The following is an 18,114-nucleotide window of genomic DNA, read 5'->3' as shown; positions in this document are numbered from 1 at the left end:
AGAAAAACGTATGACATCGTACATCCTGTTCAATGTAATACGTTTCCACTACCCAACAACTAGACCAATGGCGTACTGCCGGTCTCAAACGGACGAAGAAGTAGCCACCGCGCTGATCCGCGTCGAACACGAAGCGAATCAGGCGAGTCCCGGAGCATCAAGGCGTCAAGCCAGCCGCTCGGCGGCGGTTTTCAACAGGTGCTCGGTGGTGTCCCAGCCCACGCAGGCGTCGGTAATCGAGACGCCATAGCGCATCGCGCCGGGGTTTAGCGCCTGTTTGCCTTCGAACAGGTGGCTTTCGAGCATCAGTGCGACCAGGTTCGCCTCGCCCGCGCGGCGCTGGTCGAGAACGTCGAGCATCACCTCGCTCTGGCGGCGGTGATCCTTGCGCGCGTTGGCGTGGCTGCAGTCGACCATCAGGCGCGGGTTCTGCCCCGCCGCCTGCAGGGTCTGGATCGCCTGGCGCACGTGGTGGGACTGGTAGTTGGGCTCACCGTGGCCGCCGCGCAGCACCACGTGCGTGTGTGGGTTGCCGGCGCTTTGACGCATGATCGGGCGGCCCTGCGCATTCTGGGCGAAGCGCTGGTGCGGGTGGGCGGCGGCCTGCATGGCGTCGATCGCCACCTGCACGTCGCCGCTGGTCGCATTTTTAAAGCCCACCGCAGCGCGCAGGTCGCTGGCAAGCTCGCGGTGAAGCTGACACTCGGTAGTGCGCGCCCCGATCGCCACCCAGCTCAACAGATCTTCCAGGTACGGCGCGAGCATCGGCTGCAAAAGCTCGGTGGCCACCGGAAGGCCCCGGGAGGCCACGGCGTGCATCAGCTCCCGCGAGCGGGTCACCCCTTTCGCCATGTCGCCGGCGCCGTTCAAATCCGGGTCGTAGGCCAGGCCCTTCCAGCCCACGGTGGTGCGCGGCTTCTCGACGTAAACACGCATTACCGGCAGCACGCGCTCGCTGATCTCGTCGCCGAGCGCGGCGAGGCGGTCGGCGTACTCGAGCGCGGCATCCGGGTCGTGGATCGAGCAGGGCCCAACCACCACCAGCAGGCGGGAATCCTCGCCGGTCAGGATGCGCTGCACCGCCTGGCGCTGGCGATCGAGGCGGCTTTCGAGTGCGGCATCGACGTGGATGCGCTCCAAAAGCTCGCCGGGCAGCGGCAAGGGCGTAGCGCCTTTCTCGGTGGTGGTGGCGGGCTGGGCAGTACGGGTCGTCGTTACTGGGGCGTTCATGGCGTTATCTCACGGTCAAGGGACATCGGTCATTCAGGGTGCCACCCAAACGGGCCCGGTCGGAGGTGGCTACCTGCACCGACCGCGCGCCGCTAAATCGCCAGGCCTGGTAATTACCCGAATAGAGAGCGATAAAAGCGTTGCGGTAAGCGGTCATGGTGTCTCTCCTTGAAACGTTACGTGAATCCGGTTTTATAACCGTATAAAAACGCAAAAGCCCCGGCGGGTGTCCCGCCGGGGCTTTTGCTGTCGGCAGGCTACCTGGAAGGTGTGCCTGCTGGGTTGGCTAGTCGCGAGCCCAGGGCACACCGGATCCAAACCAATAAAAGCCATAGCCCAACGCGCACGCGAAAACGCCCGCCGCGCGAGGCAGCGAAAGCGTTATCAGTGAGCGAGGCGATAGCGTCATGGTGTTCTCCGGTGTGTTATTCAATGGGCGAACCAGCGTTATGGCTTTATCCTGCCTGCCAAAACCGTCAATGGCAATACTCTTTACGCATCGAATGTCGTTTAGCTCGTCGGGCGCGGGGCGTAGGCGAACACGTCCGAGTAGAGCCTCTCCGGCCGGGCGCCATGAGCCTCGAGCACGTCGACGCAGGCGTAGACCATGCCCGGCGAGCCGGAAAGATAGATATCGCACTCGTTGACCGCCACCGGTTCATTTTCGATGGCAAGGGTCGGCAGCGCGCGCTCGAGCACCTCGGTGATACGCCCCTGAAAGTGGGCGATGCGCGGCGCGTTAGTCAGCGGTTTTTCGAGCTCGAGTTCGGTGACCGCGTGAAAATGAACGTTGTCGAAACGCGCCGCCCAATCGCTGGCAAGGTGTTCGGCGTAAAGGTCTCGATGCTCGCGGGCCGCCCACCAGATGAACACGGCGCGCCCCGGCTGCTCGTCGAGCACCGCCTCGACGATCGCTTTCATCTGGGCGAATCCGGTACCGGCGGCGATCAACAACAGCGCGCGCTCGCTTTGCACGTCGAGCACGCACTCGCCGCCGGGCAGGCGGATGGTGAGCTCGCCGGAGAGTGTCAGCAGTTCGCGCAGTCGGGCGGAGTTCTCCCGCTCCGGGCGGTGCTGGATGTGCAGCTCGATCACGCCGTCGCCGCGCCCGTGGCTGGCAATGGAGAACGGCACCCAGGTGGACGCGTCGAGCTTGAGCTCGAGGTACTGGCCCGGCAGGTGACTGATCGCGTCCGGGTCGCCCTCCAGCGTCACCCCGAGTACGTCCGGGTTGAGCGCTCGAACGTCGGTGATCCGGCAGATGATCGCTTCCCGCGTGGGGGTCTGGGTGCTCGTGCTCATGACAGCCTCTTTTGAAAACTCAACGCTTTTAAATCTGGCGCTTTTAAAACCTTGCATAAAACCCTGAAACGCTCGCTTAGCCGTGGCGCGAGGGCGGGCGCTCGATACCGATCCCCAGCGACTCCCAGCGCTCGTCGACCCGAGTCTTCACCGCGTCATCCATGACGATGGGCGTGCCCCACTCGCGGTCGGTCTCGCCGGGCCACTTGTTGGTGGCGTCAAGGCCCATCTTGGAGCCGAGCCCGGAGACCGGCGAGGCGAAATCCAGGTAGTCGATCGGCGTATTCTCGACCATGACCGTATCGCGGGCCGGGTCCATGCGCGTGGTGATCGCCCACATCACATCTTCCCAGTTGCGCGCGTCCACGTCGTCGTCGAGCACGATCACGAACTTGGTGTACATGAACTGGCGCAGAAAGCTCCATACCCCCATCATTACGCGCTTGGCGTGGCCGGGGTACTGCTTTTTCATGGTCACCACCGCCATGCGGTAGGAGCACCCTTCCGGCGGCAGGTAGAAGTCGACGATTTCGGGAAACTGCTTGTGCAGAATGGGCACGAACACTTCGTTGAGCGCCACACCCAGGATCGCCGGCTCGTCCGGCGGCCGGCCGGTGTAGGTCGAGTGATAGATCGCATCGCGTCTTTGGGTCATGCGCGTCACGGTGAAGACCGGGAAGGTATCCACTTCGTTGTAGTAGCCGGTGTGATCGCCATAGGGGCCTTCCGGCGCCATGTCGTCCGGGTAGATGAAGCCTTCGAGGATGATCTCGGCAGAGGCCGGTACCTCGAGGTCCGCGTGATGACACGCCACGAGCTCGGTGCGCGAGCCGCGAAGCAATCCGGCGAAGGCATACTCGGAGAGCGAATCCGGAATCGGCGTTACCGCGCCCAGAATGGTCGCCGGGTCGGCGCCGAGCGCCACGGCCACCGGGAACGGCTCGCCGGGGTGCTCCTTCTGGAACTCCTGAAAATCGAGCGCGCCGCCGCGATGCGACAGCCAGCGCATGATCAGCCGGTTCTTGCCGATCTTCTGCTGGCGGTAGATACCCAGGTTCTGGCGCTTCTTGTGCGGCCCGCGGGTGATGACCAGCGGCCAGGTGACCAGCGGGGCGGCGTCGCCGGGCCAACAGTGCTGGATCGGAAGCCGGTTCAGATCGACCTCGTCGCCTTCGAACACGACCTCCTGCACCGGGGCGCGTTTGACGCTTTTCGGCCCCATGCTCAGCACCTGCTTGAAGATGGGCAGCTTCTCCCAGGCGTCCTTCAGGCCCTTGGGCGGGTCCGGCTCTTTCAAAAACGCCAGCAGCTTGCCGACTTCGCGCAGCGCCTCGACGGACTCCTGGCCCATGCCCAGCGCCACCCGGGTGGGAGTGCCGAACAGGTTGCCCAGAAGCGGCATATCGTGGCCCTTGACGTTCTCGAACAAAAGCGCCGGGCCGCCGGCACGCAGGGTGCGATCGCAGATTTCGGTGATCTCCAGGTACGGGTCCACCTCGACCGTTACCCGCTTGAGCTCACCGCGCGCTTCGAGTGCCTTGATGAAATCGCGCAAGTCGTTATATTTCAAAACCTTCCCCCGAAGTATCGCCTTGACAGGCTATCGCCTTACCGGACCGGTGCGCCTGGCGAGGTGCGCCTAGCGACGCTTCATCGCTTCGAAAAACTCGATGTTGGTCTTGGTATCCTTCAAGCGATCGATCAAAAACTCCGTGGCGGCGGTGTCTTCCATCGGGTTCAACAGCTTGCGAAGAATCCACATGCGCTGCATTTCGTCTTCCGAGGCCAAAAGGTCCTCGCGACGCGTGCCGCTGCGGCGAATGTTGATCGCCGGGAAAACGCGCTTTTCGGCCAGCTTGCGGTCGAGGTGCGCTTCCATGTTGCCGGTGCCCTTGAACTCCTCGAAGATCACCTCATCCATCTTGGAGCCGGTATCGACCAGGGCCGTGGCGATGATGGTGAGGCTGCCGCCCTCTTCGATGTTACGCGCGGCACCAAAAAAGCGCTTGGGCTTTTCGAGCGCGTGAGCGTCGACACCGCCGGTCAGCACCTTGCCGGAGCTCGGCACCACGGTGTTGTAGGCGCGCGCCAAGCGGGTGATGGAGTCGAGCAGAATCACCACGTCCTTTTTGTGCTCGACCAGACGCTTGGCCTTTTCGATCACCATTTCGGCGACCTGCACGTGGCGCGCTGGCGGCTCATCGAAGGTGGAGGCAACCACTTCGCCGCGCACGGTGCGCGCCATTTCGGTCACTTCTTCCGGGCGCTCGTCGATCAACAGCACGATCAGATGACACTCGGGGCTGTTACGCGTGATCGAGGTGGCGATGTTTTGCAGCATCAGCGTCTTACCGGCTTTCGGCGGCGACACCAGAAGGCCCCGCTGCCCCTTGCCGATCGGCGCGGTCAAATCGATGATGCGCGCGGTCAGATCTTCGGTCGAGCCGTTGCCGATCTCCATGCGCAGCCGATCGTTGGGAAACAGCGGCGTCAGGTTCTCGAAGAGAATCTTGTGCTTGGCGTTTTCCGGGCGATCGAAATTGATCTGACTGACTTTCAACAGCGCGAAGTAGCGCTCGCCCTCTTTCGGCGGGCGAATCTTGCCGGAGATCGAGTCGCCCTTACGCAGGTTGAAGCGACGAATCTGTGACGGCGACACGTAGATGTCGTCCGGCCCGGCGAGATAGGAGCTGTCGGCGCTTCTTAGAAAGCCAAAGCCGTCCTGGAGAATTTCCAGCACACCGTCGCCGTAGATATCCTCACCGCTCTTGGCGTGCTTTTTGAGGATAGCGAAGATGATGTCCTGCTTGCGCGAGCGAGCCAGGTTGTCGATCCCCATTTCGCGGGCGATATCGAGCAGCTCGGGAACGGATTTTTGCTTGAGTTCAGTGAGATTCATCGGTGTGTAAGAACGTTGCTCATGAAAGCCAGGCGCCGGGCGCCGGGAATAAGACAGGAGGCGTAGTGAGTCCGCCCAGTGGTGCGTTCAGGTCCCGCTAGACAAGTCAAACGGCGGCGAACCCGGCTTTCTATAGCGCAGGGGCTGCTTGACTCGAAGGTTCGTGGAAGCTGCTTTGTGATCCGCTCAAGGAGTGGGCGGTATCAACGGGTTCTGACGACTTGGAAATCAGGCCAGTTGGAAGTTTCCGGGTGGACGTGAGGCGACGCTGGTCGAGTCACTCCTGCCGATTCGCCGTGCATTTGGATCAACGCATCGAGACCGACAGGCCAGCCGGGAGCAGGCCAGTAGCTCGATGGTAGTCAAGCGCCGGCCTAAACGCAAGCCCCGAGCAATTGACAACGGCTGGCCGGCGACGCAACCTTGCCTTAGCCCATTGGAAGGAACGCTCATGTTACAGGACACCCCGCTCGCCGAGCCCGATGCCTCCCCCGCCGCGGAGGGCTCGCAGCCGACCCGGCTCGCCGCCATCGACCTTGGTTCGAACAGCTTCCACCTGCTGGTGGCCAACTACGTCAACGAGCGCCTTCAGGTGGTCGCACGGCTAGGCGAAAAGGTTCAGCTGGCAGCGGGGCTCGACGATAACGGCTATCTCGAAGAGGCGGCCATGCAGCGCGCGCTCGAGTGTTTGGCCCGCTTCGCCCCCTTTCTTAGCGACATCGACGCCGCCAATCTGCGCATCGTCGGTACCAACGCGCTGCGCGACGCCCATAACAGCCAGGATTTCATCGATCAGGCCGAAGCGCAGCTTGGCCACGCCATCGAAATCATCGCCGGGCGCGAAGAGGCGCGCCTGATCTATTTGGGCGCGGCCCACGCGCTGGCAGAAAACGGTCGCCGGCTGATCGTCGATATCGGCGGCGGCTCCACCGAGCTGATCATCGGCGAGGCGTTTGAGCCCAAAGCCCTCGAAAGCCTGCGCATGGGCTGTGTGACCTACACGAGCCGCTACTTTCCCGACGGCGAGCTGTCCGAGAAGCGCATGCGCCGCGCCGAGCTCGCCGCACTTTCCGAGCTCGCCAACATTCAGCGCCCCTATCAAAAGCTCGGCTGGGATGACCCGGTGGGCTCGAGCGGCACCATCAAGGCCGCCGCCAGCGTGCTCCATGCCTACGGCGATACGCCGCAGGAGGGCATGATCACCCGCGCGGGGCTCAGGAAGCTGCGCGACCGGCTAATCAAGTGCAAAAGTCTCGATAAGGTCGTCCTCGATGGTCTCAAGGAGGATCGCGCCCGGGTTTTCCCCGCCGGCATCGCGATCCTGAGCGCGATTTTCGAAGCCTTCGATCTAAAAGAGATGCGCTTTGCCGACGGTGCGCTGCGCGAGGGCGTGCTGTTCGACATGGCCGGGCGCAACACCGCCGAGGACATTCGCGCCAGCACGCTTGCCAACCTGCAGCAGATCTACGATGTCGATGTGCGCCAGGCCGATAACGTGGCCCATACCGCGCGGGCGCTGTTCGAACAGGTGAGCCGCGCCTGGCGGCTCACCCCGGAGCAGGGCCATTTTCTGGAGTGGGCGTGTCTGGTGCACGAGATCGGCCTTGCGATCTCTCACAGCCAGTTTCATCGTCACGGCGCGTATTTGCTCGAACACTCGGATCTGGCCGGCTTTTCGCGCCCGGAGCAGCAGCTTCTGGCGCAGCTCGTGCGCGCCCACCGGCGCAAGTTTCCGGTCAAGGAGTGGCAGTCGCTGCCCGCGGCGCAGCGCGACGCCTGTACCAAGCTTGCGCGCCTTTTGCGCCTGGCGGTACTGCTCAACCACTCGCGCCCGGAAGAGCCCCCGGCCACGCCGACTATCACGGCAAGCGAGCAGACACTGACCGTGACGCTGCCGGCAAGCGACGAGCCGACGCTGTTAAGCACTGATCTCGAGCAGGAGCAGGCCGCGCTTCAGGCCGCCGGATTCTCGCTAAAGCTCATTTAGCGCGATCAACGTGACATCGCGGGCCTGGAACAGCACCCGGTCTGGCGTGACCCGGTCTGGCGTGACCCGGTCGGGCCCGGCGAGTGCGGCCAGACAGCGCTCTCCCTCCATCACCACGATCACGCCCTCGCGCCGCCAGGGCGGAAGCCCCGCCTCCTGCAGCAGGCGCTTGAGATCGCGCCGCCCGCGCCCGGCCAGATCGATCACCTCGCCACCCCGGCGAAAGCGCAGCGTCACCTGCCGCGCCGGGCAGAGTTTGAGCCCAAGAGGCCCCAGCGGCGTGGCGATCCCCTCTTCACCGTTCCAACTCACCTGCCACGCCGGCAGCGCCTGGCGCGGCGCCATTAGATAGAGCCCGCCGCGCCAGAGCCGCGCCTCGGCCCCGGGCCAGCGAAGGTGAACCCGGGCATCGTCGGCCGCGCCGAGCTGCTCGAGCAGGCTCTCCAGCCGCGCCGCCGGCGGCGTGGGAAGCTCGAGCGTTTGGCACAGCGTGCGGATCAATAGCCGCTGGCGGGCGGGAGAGTGCGCGCGAAGCCCCTCGACCTCGAGACAGCCCGGCCCGCGGGAGAGCGCTTCAAGATCCTGCACGGCGTAGTCAAAAAGCAGTGCATCGGCCTCGCCGGCAAGCCGCGCGCTGCGCGCCAGCATCCTGGGGCCGCTCGCGCCAAGCGCCGGCAGTACGCGGTGGCGTAGCCGGTTGCGCAAAAGCGCAAGATCGTCGTTGGTCGGGTCGTCACACCAGTCAAGCGAGCGCGCCCTGGCAGCGGCTTCGAGCTCGGCACGCGGCCGCTCGAGCCAGGGGCGCACCAGCGTACGGCCCCGCCACTGACGTCTTTCGGGCATGCCCGCCAGCCCCCGCACGCCGCTGCCTCTGAGCGCGCCGAGCAGAAAGGTTTCGGCCTGATCGTTCTGGTGCTGGGCGAGCCACAGCGTATCGCCCTGTGGGACGTGGGTCTCAAACGCCCGGTAGCGGGCGGCGCGGGCAGCGGCCTCCAAGCCCTCGCCGTTGAGCGCGACGTCCACATGGGCCACCTCCAACGCCACGCCGAGCGACTCACACAGCGTGCGGCAGTGAACCTCGAAATCCCTGGCGGCGGCCTGCAAACCGTGGTTGACGTGAAGCGCCGCAAGCTCTCGCCCGGCGCGCTGGCAGACGCCGGCGGCCAGGGTGAGCAGCAGCGTGGAGTCGAGCCCGCCGGAGAGCGCCACCCAAACAGAGCGCCCCGGCGCGGTGTGCGCCAGGGCGTCGGTCAACAGCCGTTCAAGCGGGGTAAGCGGCTCAGGCGGCCGGGGCGCCATAGCTCATGAGGCGCTCATAGCGGCGCGCAAGCAGCGTATCGGTATCCAGCCGCTCAAGGCGCTCGAGGCTATCACTCAGCGCCTGCTTGATGCGCTCGGCGGTAGTGGCCGGGTGGCGGTGGGCACCGCCCAGCGGCTCCTTGATCAGCTCGTCGACGAAACCGAGCTCCTTCAAGCGCTCGGCGGTAATGCCCATCGCCTGGGCGGCCTCGGAGGCCTTCTCGGCGCTTTTCCAGAGAATCGAGGCGCAGCCTTCCGGCGAGATCACCGAATAGGTGGAGTACTGCAGCATGTGCAGCTCATCGCATACGCCGATCGCCAGCGCCCCGCCGGAGCCGCCCTCGCCTACCACGGTGGAGATGATCGGCGTTTTCAGCCGCGACATCACCGCCAGGTTATAGGCGATCGCCTCGGATTGGCCGCGCTCTTCGGCGTCGATACCCGGGTAGGCGCCGGGGGTGTCGATGAAGGTCAGCACCGGCATCTTGAAGCGCTCGGCCATCTCCATCAGTCGGCACGCCTTACGATAGCCTTCCGGGCGCGGCATACCGAAGTTGCGGCGCACCTTCTCTTTTACGTCGCGGCCTTTTTGATGGCCGATCACCATCACCGGGGCATCATTGAGACGCGCCACGCCGCCGACCAGCGCGGCGTCGTCGGCAAAGTTGCGATCGCCGTGGAGCTCGTCGAAGTCGGTAAAGATGGAGGCAAAGTAGTCCAGCGGATAGGGGCGCTGCGGATGGCGCGAAATCTGCGACACCTGCCAGGGCGTCAAATCCTTGAAGATCGACTCGGTCAGCTTGCGGCTTTTCTCTTCGAGCCGGGTAATTTCGTCGGAAAGATTGACCTGGTTGTCGGAGCTTACCAAGCGCAGCTCCTCAATTTTTGCCTGAAGCTCTGCTATGGGCTGTTCAAAATCGAGATAGTTGGGATTCATCGGCTCTGCCTGTAAGCGTCCTGTGAAAAGAAGCTTGAGTGAAAATGTCGTAATGAAAATATCGTCAAACGTGCATTATCGCACCTGGGCCGGCGCGCGCAAGGCGCGCGCGCCAAACGCTAGCGGTAGCGCAGCTGGATACCGACCTGGCCCTCGACGTCGCGAAGCGTCTGCAGCAGGTCGTCGCTGGGCGTCACACTCCAGCTTTCGTCGAGCGAAAGCCATCCGGTGGCCTCTTCATGGCGGTAGTGCAGATGCACCGGAAGCCCGGCCTCGTCGCGATACGGGCTCAGGCAGTCGCGTAGGCTCTCGACCAGCCGGCCGTTGATTTTGCTCGCGTCCAGCGCGATCTCCACGCCCTGGCCGTACTTGAGCCTGGCCGCTACCATCGGCGTGACCTCCTTGCCGCGAAGCTTGAGCCCACCGGAGAAGTCATCACTCGAGACATCGCCTTCGACGATCAACACCTGCCCGTCGAGGCTCTGGCCTCGAAGCTGCTCGAACAGTTCGCCAAAGATCGAGGCCTCGATACGCCCGGTACGGTCATCGAGGGTGACGAAGGCCATGGTGTCGCCGCGTTTGGACTTCATGGTACGCATCGCCACCACCAGCCCCGCCACCCGCTGCGGCTCCCAAGAGGGCTTGAGCTCGCTGATGCGCGTGGAGACGAAGCGCTTGAGCTCGCGCTCGTACTCGTCGATCGGATGACCGGTGAGGTAGAGCCCAAGGGTATCCTTCTCGCCGGCCAGGCGCTCACGATCCGACCACTCCCGGGCGTGGCGGTACTCGGTGTAGACGTCACTCGCCTCTTGTTCCTCGGCCGGGGCGAAGGCGTCGCCGAACATGTCGAGCATCCCCAGGTTCTGGTTGGCGTGGCTCTGCGCCGCCGCCTTGAGCGCGTCCTCCATGGCGGCGAACAGCACCGCCCGGTTGGGGCCGAGGTTATCGAGGGCCCCGGAGCGAATCAGCGCCTCGAGGGTGCGCTTGTTCATGCGTTTGGGGTCGATGCGCCGGCAGAAGTCGAACAGATCCTTGAACGGTCCGCCCTCCTCACGCGCGGCGACGATCGCCCCGATCGGGCCTTCACCCACGCCGCGAATCGCCCCGAGCCCGTAGACTACGCGGGCCTCCACATCGACGGTGAACTTGTAGCCGCCCACGTTGACGTCCGGCGGCGTCACGGTGAGCTTGAGATTGCGACACTCCTCGATCAGCGGCACCACCTTATCGAGGTTGTCCATCTCGGTGGACATGACCGCGGCCATGAACGGCCCCGGGTAGTGCGCCTTGAGCCACGCGGTCTGGTAGGAGACCAGCGCGTAGGCGGCGGAGTGCGACTTGTTGAAGCCGTAGCCGGCGAACTTCTCCACCAGGTCGAAGATGTTGCCCGCCAGATCCTTGTCGATGCCGTTGGCCGCGCACCCTTCCATGAAGCCGGCGCGCTGCTTGGCCATCTCCTCGGGCTTTTTCTTGCCCATCGCCCGGCGCAGCATGTCGGCCTGACCGAGGCTATAGCCGGCCATCACCTGGGCGATCTGCATCACCTGCTCCTGATACAGGATGATGCCGTAGGTGGGCGAAAGCACCGGTTTCAACAGCTCGTGCTGGTAATCCGGGTGTGGATAAGAGACTTCCGCGCGGCCGTGTTTACGGTTGATGAAATCGTCGACCATGCCGGATTGCAAAGGCCCGGGGCGGAACAGCGCCACCAGGGCGATCATGTCGTCGAGCGAATCCGGCAAGAGCCGCTTGATCAGCTCCTTCATGCCGCGGGATTCGAGCTGGAATACCGCCGTGGTCTCGGCGCGCTTCAACATCTCGAACGTCTTGCCGTCATCGAGCGGAATGGCGTCGATGTTGAGCGGGCCTTCACCGGCGGCGTCGCGTACCTTGTCGACCATCTCCAGCGCCCAGTCGATGATCGTCAGCGTTCGAAGGCCCAGAAAGTCGAACTTGACCAGCCCCGCCTCTTCGATGTCGTTCTTGTCGAACTGCACCACCAGCCCCGAGCCGTCCTCATCGCACAAAAGCGGCGAGAAGTCGGTGAGTTTGGTCGGGGCGATGACCACGCCGCCGGCGTGCTTGCCGGTACCGCGGGTGGTGCCCTCGAGTTTGAGCGCCATCTCCCAGATCTCTTCGGCTTCCTCGTCGGTGTCGATGAACTCCTTGAGCGCCGGTTCCTGCTCGATCGCCTTGCCAAGCGTCATGCCGACTTCAAAGGGGATGAGCTTGGAGAGCTTGTCACCAAGCGAGTAGGGCCGGCCCTGGGCGCGGGCGACGTCGCGCACCACCGCCTTGGCGGCCATGGTGCCGAAGGTGACGATCTGGGACACGGCGTTACGCCCGTAGCGGTCCGCCACGTACTCGATCACCCGGTCGCGCTTCTCCATGCAGAAGTCGACGTCGAAGTCGGGCATCGAGACCCGCTCCGGATTCAAAAAGCGCTCGAACAGCAGATCGTAGCCAATCGGGTCGAGATCGGTGATCTTCTGCGCATAGGCCACCAAGGAGCCTGCACCGGAGCCGCGCCCCGGCCCGACCGGCACGTCGTTGTCCTTGGCCCACTGGATGAAGTCCATCACGATCAAAAAGTAGCCGGGAAAACCCATCTGGATGATGACGTTGAGCTCGAACTCCAACCGCTCGCGGTAGCGCGCATCGATCGCTTTATACTCGTCGCTGTCACGCGGGTAGCGATCCACCGGGAACAGAAAGTCGAGGCGCTCGGTCAGTCCGTCGTGGGAGACCTTTCTGAAGAACTCGTCCTGGGTCATACCCTCGGGAATGCCGAACTCGGGCAGGAATATCTCGCCCAGACGTACGTCGACGCTGCAGCGCCGAGCGATCATCACGCTGTTCTCGAGCGCCTCAGGGATGTCCGAGAACAGCTCCGCCATCTCTTCCGGGCTTTTAAGATACTGCTCCTCGGTATAGCGCCGTTCGCGGCGGGGGTCGTCGAGTGCCTTGCCCTCGCCGATCGCTACCCGCGTCTCGTGCGCCCAGAAGTCGTCGCGCTCCAGAAAGCGCACGTCGTTGGTCGCGACCACGGGGGTGCCGGTCTCGACGGCAAGCTTGACGCTTTGGTGAACGCAGGCTTCTTCCAGCGAGCGCCCGGTGCGGATCAGCTCGAGATAAAAGCGGTCGGGAAACGCCGACTGCCACTCCTCTAAAAGCGCCCGCGCCTCGCGCTCGTGATCGCTCAACAGGTGGCGACCGATATCGCCTTCACGCCCGCCGGAGAGCGCGATCAGTCCTTCGCTCTGCGCGAGCACCCAACGCTTGTCGAGAATCGCGCGGCCCTGGCGCTGGCCGTCGCTCCAGCCCTTCGAGATCAGTTCGGTGAGGTTGCGATAGCCGACGTCGTTCATCGCCAGCAGCGTAATGCGGTACGGGTGCGCCTCGTCATGCGGGTTGGCAAGCCACAGGTCACTGCCGATGATCGGCTTGAGCCCCGCCCCCTGGGCGGCCTTGTAGAACTTCACCAGCCCGAACAGGTTCGTCTCGTCGGTCAGCGCCAGCGCCGGCATGGCGCGGGCAGCGGTGGTACTGACCAGCGACTTGAGCTTTACCAGGCCGTCGACCAGGGAGTATTCGCTGTGCACCCGAAGATGAACGAAGGGAGACGTCATAAGAGGTTCACCACTAGATAGATGAGTGTGCCTACGCCGGCGCCTGCTGGCGCTTGACCGGCCCAAAGCTTTGTCGATGCTCCAAAAGCGGCCCGTGCTCGGCGAGCGCCGCGAGATGCTCTCTGGTCGGGTAGCCCTTGTGACGGGCGAAACCGTACTGCGGGTAGCGCGCATCGAGCGTAAGCATCTGGGCGTCGCGGGCCACCTTGGCGAGAATCGACGCCGCAGCGATGGCCGGGTGGCGCGCGTCGCCCTTCACCACCGCCTGGCCGGGAAGCGCGTGACCGGGCAGCCGGTTGCCGTCCACCAGCAGATACTCGGCCGACGGAGCGAGCCCGTCAATCGCCCGGCGCATGGCCAGGTGCGTGGCGTGAAAAATATTGAGCGCATCGATCTCTGCCGGGCTCGCCTCGGCGATGCAAAACGCAAGCGCCGACTCGCGAATGAGCGCATCCAGCGCCTCGCGCTTTTTGGCGCTCAGCGTCTTGGAATCTCCCAGCCCCTCGATCGGCTGCTCGGGGTCGAGAATCACCGCCGCCGCAACCACGCTGCCGACCAGCGGCCCGCGCCCGACCTCGTCGACCCCGGCCAGCAGCGTGCCGGTGTAGGAGATGACGAGCGGCGGATGATCGTCGCGAGATATTTTAGCCATGAGTCTCCTGGACGGTGTCGGGCAGCGCCACGCCTTTCGCGACGGCTTCGATCGCGCGCGCGGCGCGCTCGCTGGCACCGCGCTGAAGCCCTGCGTGCATCTGCGCAAAGCGCGCCTCCAGCGCCTGACGGGCGGAAGCGTCGCTCAACAGCGCATCGAGCCTTGCGGCAATTGCTTCGCTGGTGGCCTCGTCCTGAATGAGCTCAGCCACCAGATCCTCCTGGGCGATCAGGTTGGGCAGCGAGATCCAGCGCGTCTTGACCAGCTTTTTGGCGAGCCAGTGGGTCGCCGGGGCCATCTTGTAGGCCACCAGCATCGACCGATGACAAAGCATCGCTTCCAGCGCAGCGGTCCCGGACGTCAAGAGCACCGCATCGCTTGCGACCATCGCCTCGCGGGCGCCGCCCCGGGTCAGCGTCACCCGGCCCTTGAGCGCCGGGTAGCTCGCCAGAAGCGCAGTGAGCTCGTCAAAGCGCGCCTCGGTGGCGGCGGGAATCACTACGCCAAGCGCTTCATGGCGCGCGCAGAGCGTAATGAGGGCCTCCATGAACGTTGCGCCCATAAAACGGATTTCGTTGGCCCGCGAGCCTGGCAGCACCGCCAGCACCGGTTTATTGATTTCAAGACCGAGCGCTTGGCGGGCCGCGCCGCGGTCGTTGGTGAGCGGCATTTCGTCGGCCAGCGGGTGGCCGACGAAAGCGACGGGCACCCGATGGCGCGCGTAGAAGTCGGCCTCGAAAGGCAAAAACGTGAGCATGGCGTCCACGGCGCGGGCAATCTTCTTCACCCGCCCCTGACGCCAGGCCCATACCGAAGGGCTGACGTAGTGAGCGGTCTTGATACCCGCCTGGCGCAGCTTGAGCTCGAGTCCCGTGTTGAAGTCCGGCGCATCGATACCGATCATGACGTCCGGCTGCCAGGCCAGCGCCTCATCATACAGCGTACGCCGCACCCGGATGAGCGCCGGCAGATGCTTGAGCACCTCGACCAGCCCCATCACCGAGAGGGTCTCCAACGGAAAGCGGCTCTCGAGGCCTTCGCGCTGCATGTTGGGTCCGCCGATACCGCGAAACTCGACCCCGGGGTGACGGGCGCGCAGCGCGCGCATCAGCCCGGCGCCCAGCTGATCGCCGGAGAGCTCGCCGGCGACGAGGTATACGCGCGCAAGCGTCATGCTCAATCTTCCTGTGGCGTTGAACAAAGCGCGCCGGCCGAGCCGGGCGCGCTTTTAAAATGGGGGCTAGCGAACGATGCCGCGGGTGGAGCGCTCGATCGAGTCGGCGAAGTGGGTGACTTCCGCCAGATCGAAGCGGCTGCGCATCTCTTCGAGCGCCTGCTCGACGGTCAGCCCCTGGCGATAGACCAGCTTGTAGGAGGCGGTGAGCGCGCTGATCGCCTCGCGGCTAAAGCCGCGGCGCTTGAGCCCCACCAGATTGAGCCCGCGCGCCTCGGCGGGGTTGCCGTTGATCATCATGTAGCACGGCGTGTCCTTGGTGATGATCGAGCCGCCGCCGGCCATGGCGTAGTCGCCGAAGTGGCAGAACTGATGCACCGCCGAGAGCCCGCCGAGAATCGCGTGATTGCCGACGACGACGTGGCCGGCCAGGGTTACCTGGTTGGCGAGGATACAGTCGTCGCCGATCACGCAGTCGTGGCCGACGTGGACGTAGGCCATGAACAGATTGCGCGAGCCGATGGTGGTTTCGCTGCGATCCTGTACGGTGCCGCGGTGAAGGGTCACGCCTTCGCGCACGACGTTGTCGTCCCCCATCACCAGGCGCGTGGGTTCGCCGGCGTACTTCTTGTCCTGGCACTCCTCACCCACGGAGGCGAACTGGAAGATGCGCGTACGCTTACCCAGTTTGGTGGGCCCCTTGATCACCACGTGGGGGCCAATGACGGAGCCCTCGCCGATCTCGACGTCCGGGCCGATCACCGTGAACGCGCCGACCTCGACATCATCGGCCAGGCGGGCGGTCGGGTCGACCAGTGCGGTAGGATGTATCAAGTGACCTTCCTCTCGGCACAGATGATTTCCGCCTCGCAGGCGAGTTCGCCATCCACGGTGCCCTGGCAGGCGAACTTCCAGATGCCGCGCTTGCCTTTGATCACGTTCGCCTCCAGGCGAAGCTGGTCGCCGGGCATGACCGGACGTTTGAAACGCACGTTGTCGCTACCGACGAGGTAGTACACGTAGCCGTCGGCGGGCCGCTTGTTGACGGTCTTGAAACCCAGGATACCGCAGGCCTGGGCCAGCGCCTCGATCACCAGCACGCCGGGCATGATCGGGTGATGGGGAAAGTGGCCGTTGAAGAAGGGCTCGTTGATGCTGACGTTCTTGAACGCGACGATGGATTCGCCCACAGTCAACTGCGTGACTCGATCCACCAGCAAAAACGGGTAGCGGTGGGGCAAGTACTCGCGAATTTCGTTGATATCCATAACCATCGTGACGACCTCGAAAAAGACAAAAAACCCGACTGCGCATCAGGTAAAGGCCGGTACTCCTGCCGGCAAAAGGTGCGAAATTATACCCTTGCACCCGGGCAAAGAACCACCGCCTGGCATCGTTAACCTGATGCCCTACTCACTGCGATGATTTTTCTCCAGCTTGTTCAACCGCTTGGCGATATCGTCGAGCTGTTTGAAACGCACGGCGTTCTTGCGCCACTGGGTATTGTTCATCGCCCCGGTGCCCGAGGAGTAGACGCCAGGCTCGGTGATGGAGTTGGTCACAAGACTCATGCCGGTGACCTGCACGCCGTCGCAGAGGGTGAGATGCCCGGAGAGCCCGACCCCGCCGCCGAGCATGCAGTGCTTGCCCACCCGGGTGGAGCCGGCGATACCGACACAACCCGCCAGCGCGCTGTGATCGCCGATGATGACGTTGTGAGCGATCTGGACCTGGCTGTCGATCTTGACGTCATTGCCGATCAGCGTGTCGCCCAGCGCCCCGCGGTCGATGCTCGAGCAGCTGCCGACTTCGACATCATCGCCCAGCACCACACCGCCGAGCTGGGCGATCTTGTGCCAGCCGGCACCGTCGTGGGCGAAGCCAAAGCCGTCGCCGCCAATCACACAGCCGCTTTGCAGGATCACCCGCTTGCCGATCACGCTGCCGTGGCAGACGGTGACGTTGGCGTGCAGTCGGCTGCCCTCGCCGATGACGCTGTCTGCTCCGACGACGCTGCCGGCGCCGATAACGACCCGGTCGCCCAGCGTCACTCCGGGCTCGATCACGGCGTTGGCCTGGATCGACACCCCGTCACCCAGCGTTACGTCGTCGGCCACCACCGAGGTGGCGTGAATGCCGGGCGTATCGCGGGCGACGAGCGGGTCAAAAAGTTGGGAAACCCTGGCGTAGGCGAGATAGGGGTTTTGCGTTTCGAGCCGGGGCACCGGGCAGTTTTTGCCGTGCTCCGGGTGAAGTAGCACCGCCGCGGCGCGGGTGCTGGCCAGATCCTTGAGGTAGGCGCGATTGGCCAGAAAAGCGATCTGGTCGGGCTCGGCCTCCTTGAGCGTCGCCAGCCCTCGAATGGGCTGGTCGACGTCGCCGTCGACGTCGATATCCAGGTGGCGGGCGATATCGGCCAGCGTGATGGTGTGAGAAGCGTGCGTCATAAGAGCCCACAAGTGCGCGGGTGCGGCCGTGGCGCACCCCCATCGTTTGATTTAGAGTGAGTCGAAAATCTGCGTGACTTCGTTGGTGACGTTCGGCAGATCCGTCGAGGAGTGCAGTACGCCCTGGGGCTCGACCAGCACGTCGATGTTGCGCCGCGCCAGCACCTGCTCTACCGCCTGCTCGAGCTTGGTCTCGGCGCTTTGCAAAAACTGCTGCTCGGAGTTTTGCTGGGCCTGGAGCACCTCGCGGCGCAGCTGCTCGAAACGGCTGCCCTTTTGCTGGAGCTCGCTGATCAACGCGTCGCGCTGGGCCTGGCCCATGGTCTCGCCTTCGTTTTGCAGGCGCTGCTGAAGCTGCTGAAGCTCGTTACCCAGCGCCTGGGCCTCACGCTGCTGGCTACCGATCTGGCCTTCCAGCTGGCTCAGCGAGGTTTGCGCGGACTGGGTATTCATCAGCGCCGCGCGCCAGTCGAGCACCGCGACCTCGGCGCTATGGGCCGGTAGTGCCATGACCCCGAAAAGACACGCGGCGGCCGTCAATTTACGCATACTCACTCC

The 18,114-nt window shown here is 64.3% G+C and carries 14 protein-coding genes; 1 reads left to right on the top strand and 13 read right to left on the bottom strand.

What is annotated here, in order from left to right; genetic code table 11:
* Positions 1 to 165 precede the first annotated feature (165 nt).
* The 4 genes from RN346_RS02620 to rho all read right to left on the bottom strand — a co-directional run bounded on the left by RN346_RS02620 (position 166) and on the right by rho (position 5,431).
* On the bottom strand, positions 166 to 1,230 hold the full coding sequence (locus RN346_RS02620) for a 3-deoxy-7-phosphoheptulonate synthase (RefSeq protein WP_311962026.1): 1,065 nt from the start codon (positions 1,228 to 1,230) through the stop codon (positions 166 to 168).
* A 510-nt stretch (positions 1,231 to 1,740) separates the two neighbouring features.
* The gene (locus RN346_RS02615; protein WP_263585164.1) at positions 1,741 to 2,532 is read right to left on the bottom strand and encodes an NAD(P)H-flavin reductase; all 792 of its coding nucleotides are present in this window, start codon (positions 2,530 to 2,532) and stop codon (positions 1,741 to 1,743) included.
* Between the two features lie 76 nt (positions 2,533 to 2,608).
* Complete coding sequence (ubiD, locus tag RN346_RS02610; RefSeq protein ID WP_311960040.1) at positions 2,609 to 4,102, bottom strand: 4-hydroxy-3-polyprenylbenzoate decarboxylase; 1,494 nt, start codon at positions 4,100 to 4,102, stop codon at positions 2,609 to 2,611.
* A 69-nt stretch (positions 4,103 to 4,171) separates the two neighbouring features.
* Positions 4,172 to 5,431 carry a transcription termination factor Rho gene (gene rho / locus RN346_RS02605; RefSeq protein WP_252109522.1) on the bottom strand — a complete coding sequence of 420 codons (1,260 nt, stop codon included), beginning with the start codon at positions 5,429 to 5,431 and terminating at the stop codon, positions 4,172 to 4,174.
* A gap of 451 nt (positions 5,432 to 5,882) precedes the next feature.
* Between rho and ppx the strand changes: the two genes are divergently transcribed.
* Positions 5,883 to 7,418: an exopolyphosphatase gene (ppx, locus tag RN346_RS02600; RefSeq protein WP_263585166.1), complete on the top strand. Its 1,536-nt coding sequence runs from the start codon at positions 5,883 to 5,885 to the stop codon at positions 7,416 to 7,418.
* Here ppx and tilS read toward each other — a convergent pair.
* From tilS to RN346_RS02555, 9 genes are all read right to left on the bottom strand, one after another.
* Positions 7,404 to 8,717, bottom strand: a complete 1,314-nt coding sequence (gene tilS / locus RN346_RS02595) for a tRNA lysidine(34) synthetase TilS (protein WP_311962025.1) — start codon at positions 8,715 to 8,717, stop codon at positions 7,404 to 7,406. The two genes, ppx and tilS, sit on opposite strands and share 15 nt — an antisense overlap.
* Positions 8,698 to 9,654, bottom strand: coding sequence for an acetyl-CoA carboxylase carboxyltransferase subunit alpha (locus RN346_RS02590; protein WP_263585168.1), 957 nt, complete (start codon positions 9,652 to 9,654; stop codon positions 8,698 to 8,700). The genes tilS and RN346_RS02590 overlap by 20 nt, the downstream gene beginning before the upstream one ends.
* A 119-nt stretch (positions 9,655 to 9,773) precedes the next feature.
* The gene (gene dnaE / locus RN346_RS02585; RefSeq protein WP_311962024.1) at positions 9,774 to 13,283 is read right to left on the bottom strand and encodes a DNA polymerase III subunit alpha; all 3,510 of its coding nucleotides are present in this window, start codon (positions 13,281 to 13,283) and stop codon (positions 9,774 to 9,776) included.
* 31 nt (positions 13,284 to 13,314) lie between these two features.
* On the bottom strand, positions 13,315 to 13,935 hold the full coding sequence (gene rnhB / locus RN346_RS02580; protein WP_311962023.1) for a ribonuclease HII: 621 nt from the start codon (positions 13,933 to 13,935) through the stop codon (positions 13,315 to 13,317).
* Positions 13,928 to 15,109: a lipid-A-disaccharide synthase gene (gene lpxB / locus RN346_RS02575; RefSeq protein WP_311962022.1), complete on the bottom strand. Its 1,182-nt coding sequence runs from the start codon at positions 15,107 to 15,109 to the stop codon at positions 13,928 to 13,930. The genes rnhB and lpxB overlap by 8 nt, the downstream gene beginning before the upstream one ends.
* A 66-nt stretch (positions 15,110 to 15,175) precedes the next feature.
* Positions 15,176 to 15,943 (bottom strand): acyl-ACP--UDP-N-acetylglucosamine O-acyltransferase, encoded by a 768-nt coding sequence (gene lpxA / locus RN346_RS02570; RefSeq protein ID WP_263585172.1) that lies wholly within the window; start codon positions 15,941 to 15,943, stop codon positions 15,176 to 15,178.
* Positions 15,940 to 16,383, bottom strand: coding sequence for a 3-hydroxyacyl-ACP dehydratase FabZ (gene fabZ, locus RN346_RS02565; protein WP_263585173.1), 444 nt, complete (start codon positions 16,381 to 16,383; stop codon positions 15,940 to 15,942). The genes lpxA and fabZ overlap by 4 nt, the downstream gene beginning before the upstream one ends.
* Before the next feature lie 135 nt (positions 16,384 to 16,518).
* Entirely contained in the window at positions 16,519 to 17,556 is a 1,038-nt protein-coding gene (gene lpxD / locus RN346_RS02560; protein WP_311962021.1) for a UDP-3-O-(3-hydroxymyristoyl)glucosamine N-acyltransferase, read from the bottom strand.
* 51 nt (positions 17,557 to 17,607) lie between these two features.
* A complete protein-coding gene (locus tag RN346_RS02555; protein ID WP_311962020.1) occupies positions 17,608 to 18,105 on the bottom strand; it encodes an OmpH family outer membrane protein in 498 nt (165 codons plus the stop codon).
* Between the last annotated feature and the right edge of the window lie 9 nt (positions 18,106 to 18,114).

The sequence above is a fragment of the Halomonas sp. PAMB 3232 genome (genome assembly GCF_031954225.1).
Classification (GTDB): Bacteria; Pseudomonadota; Gammaproteobacteria; order Pseudomonadales; family Halomonadaceae; genus Vreelandella.
This window is presented reverse-complemented; position numbering and strand designations above follow the sequence as displayed.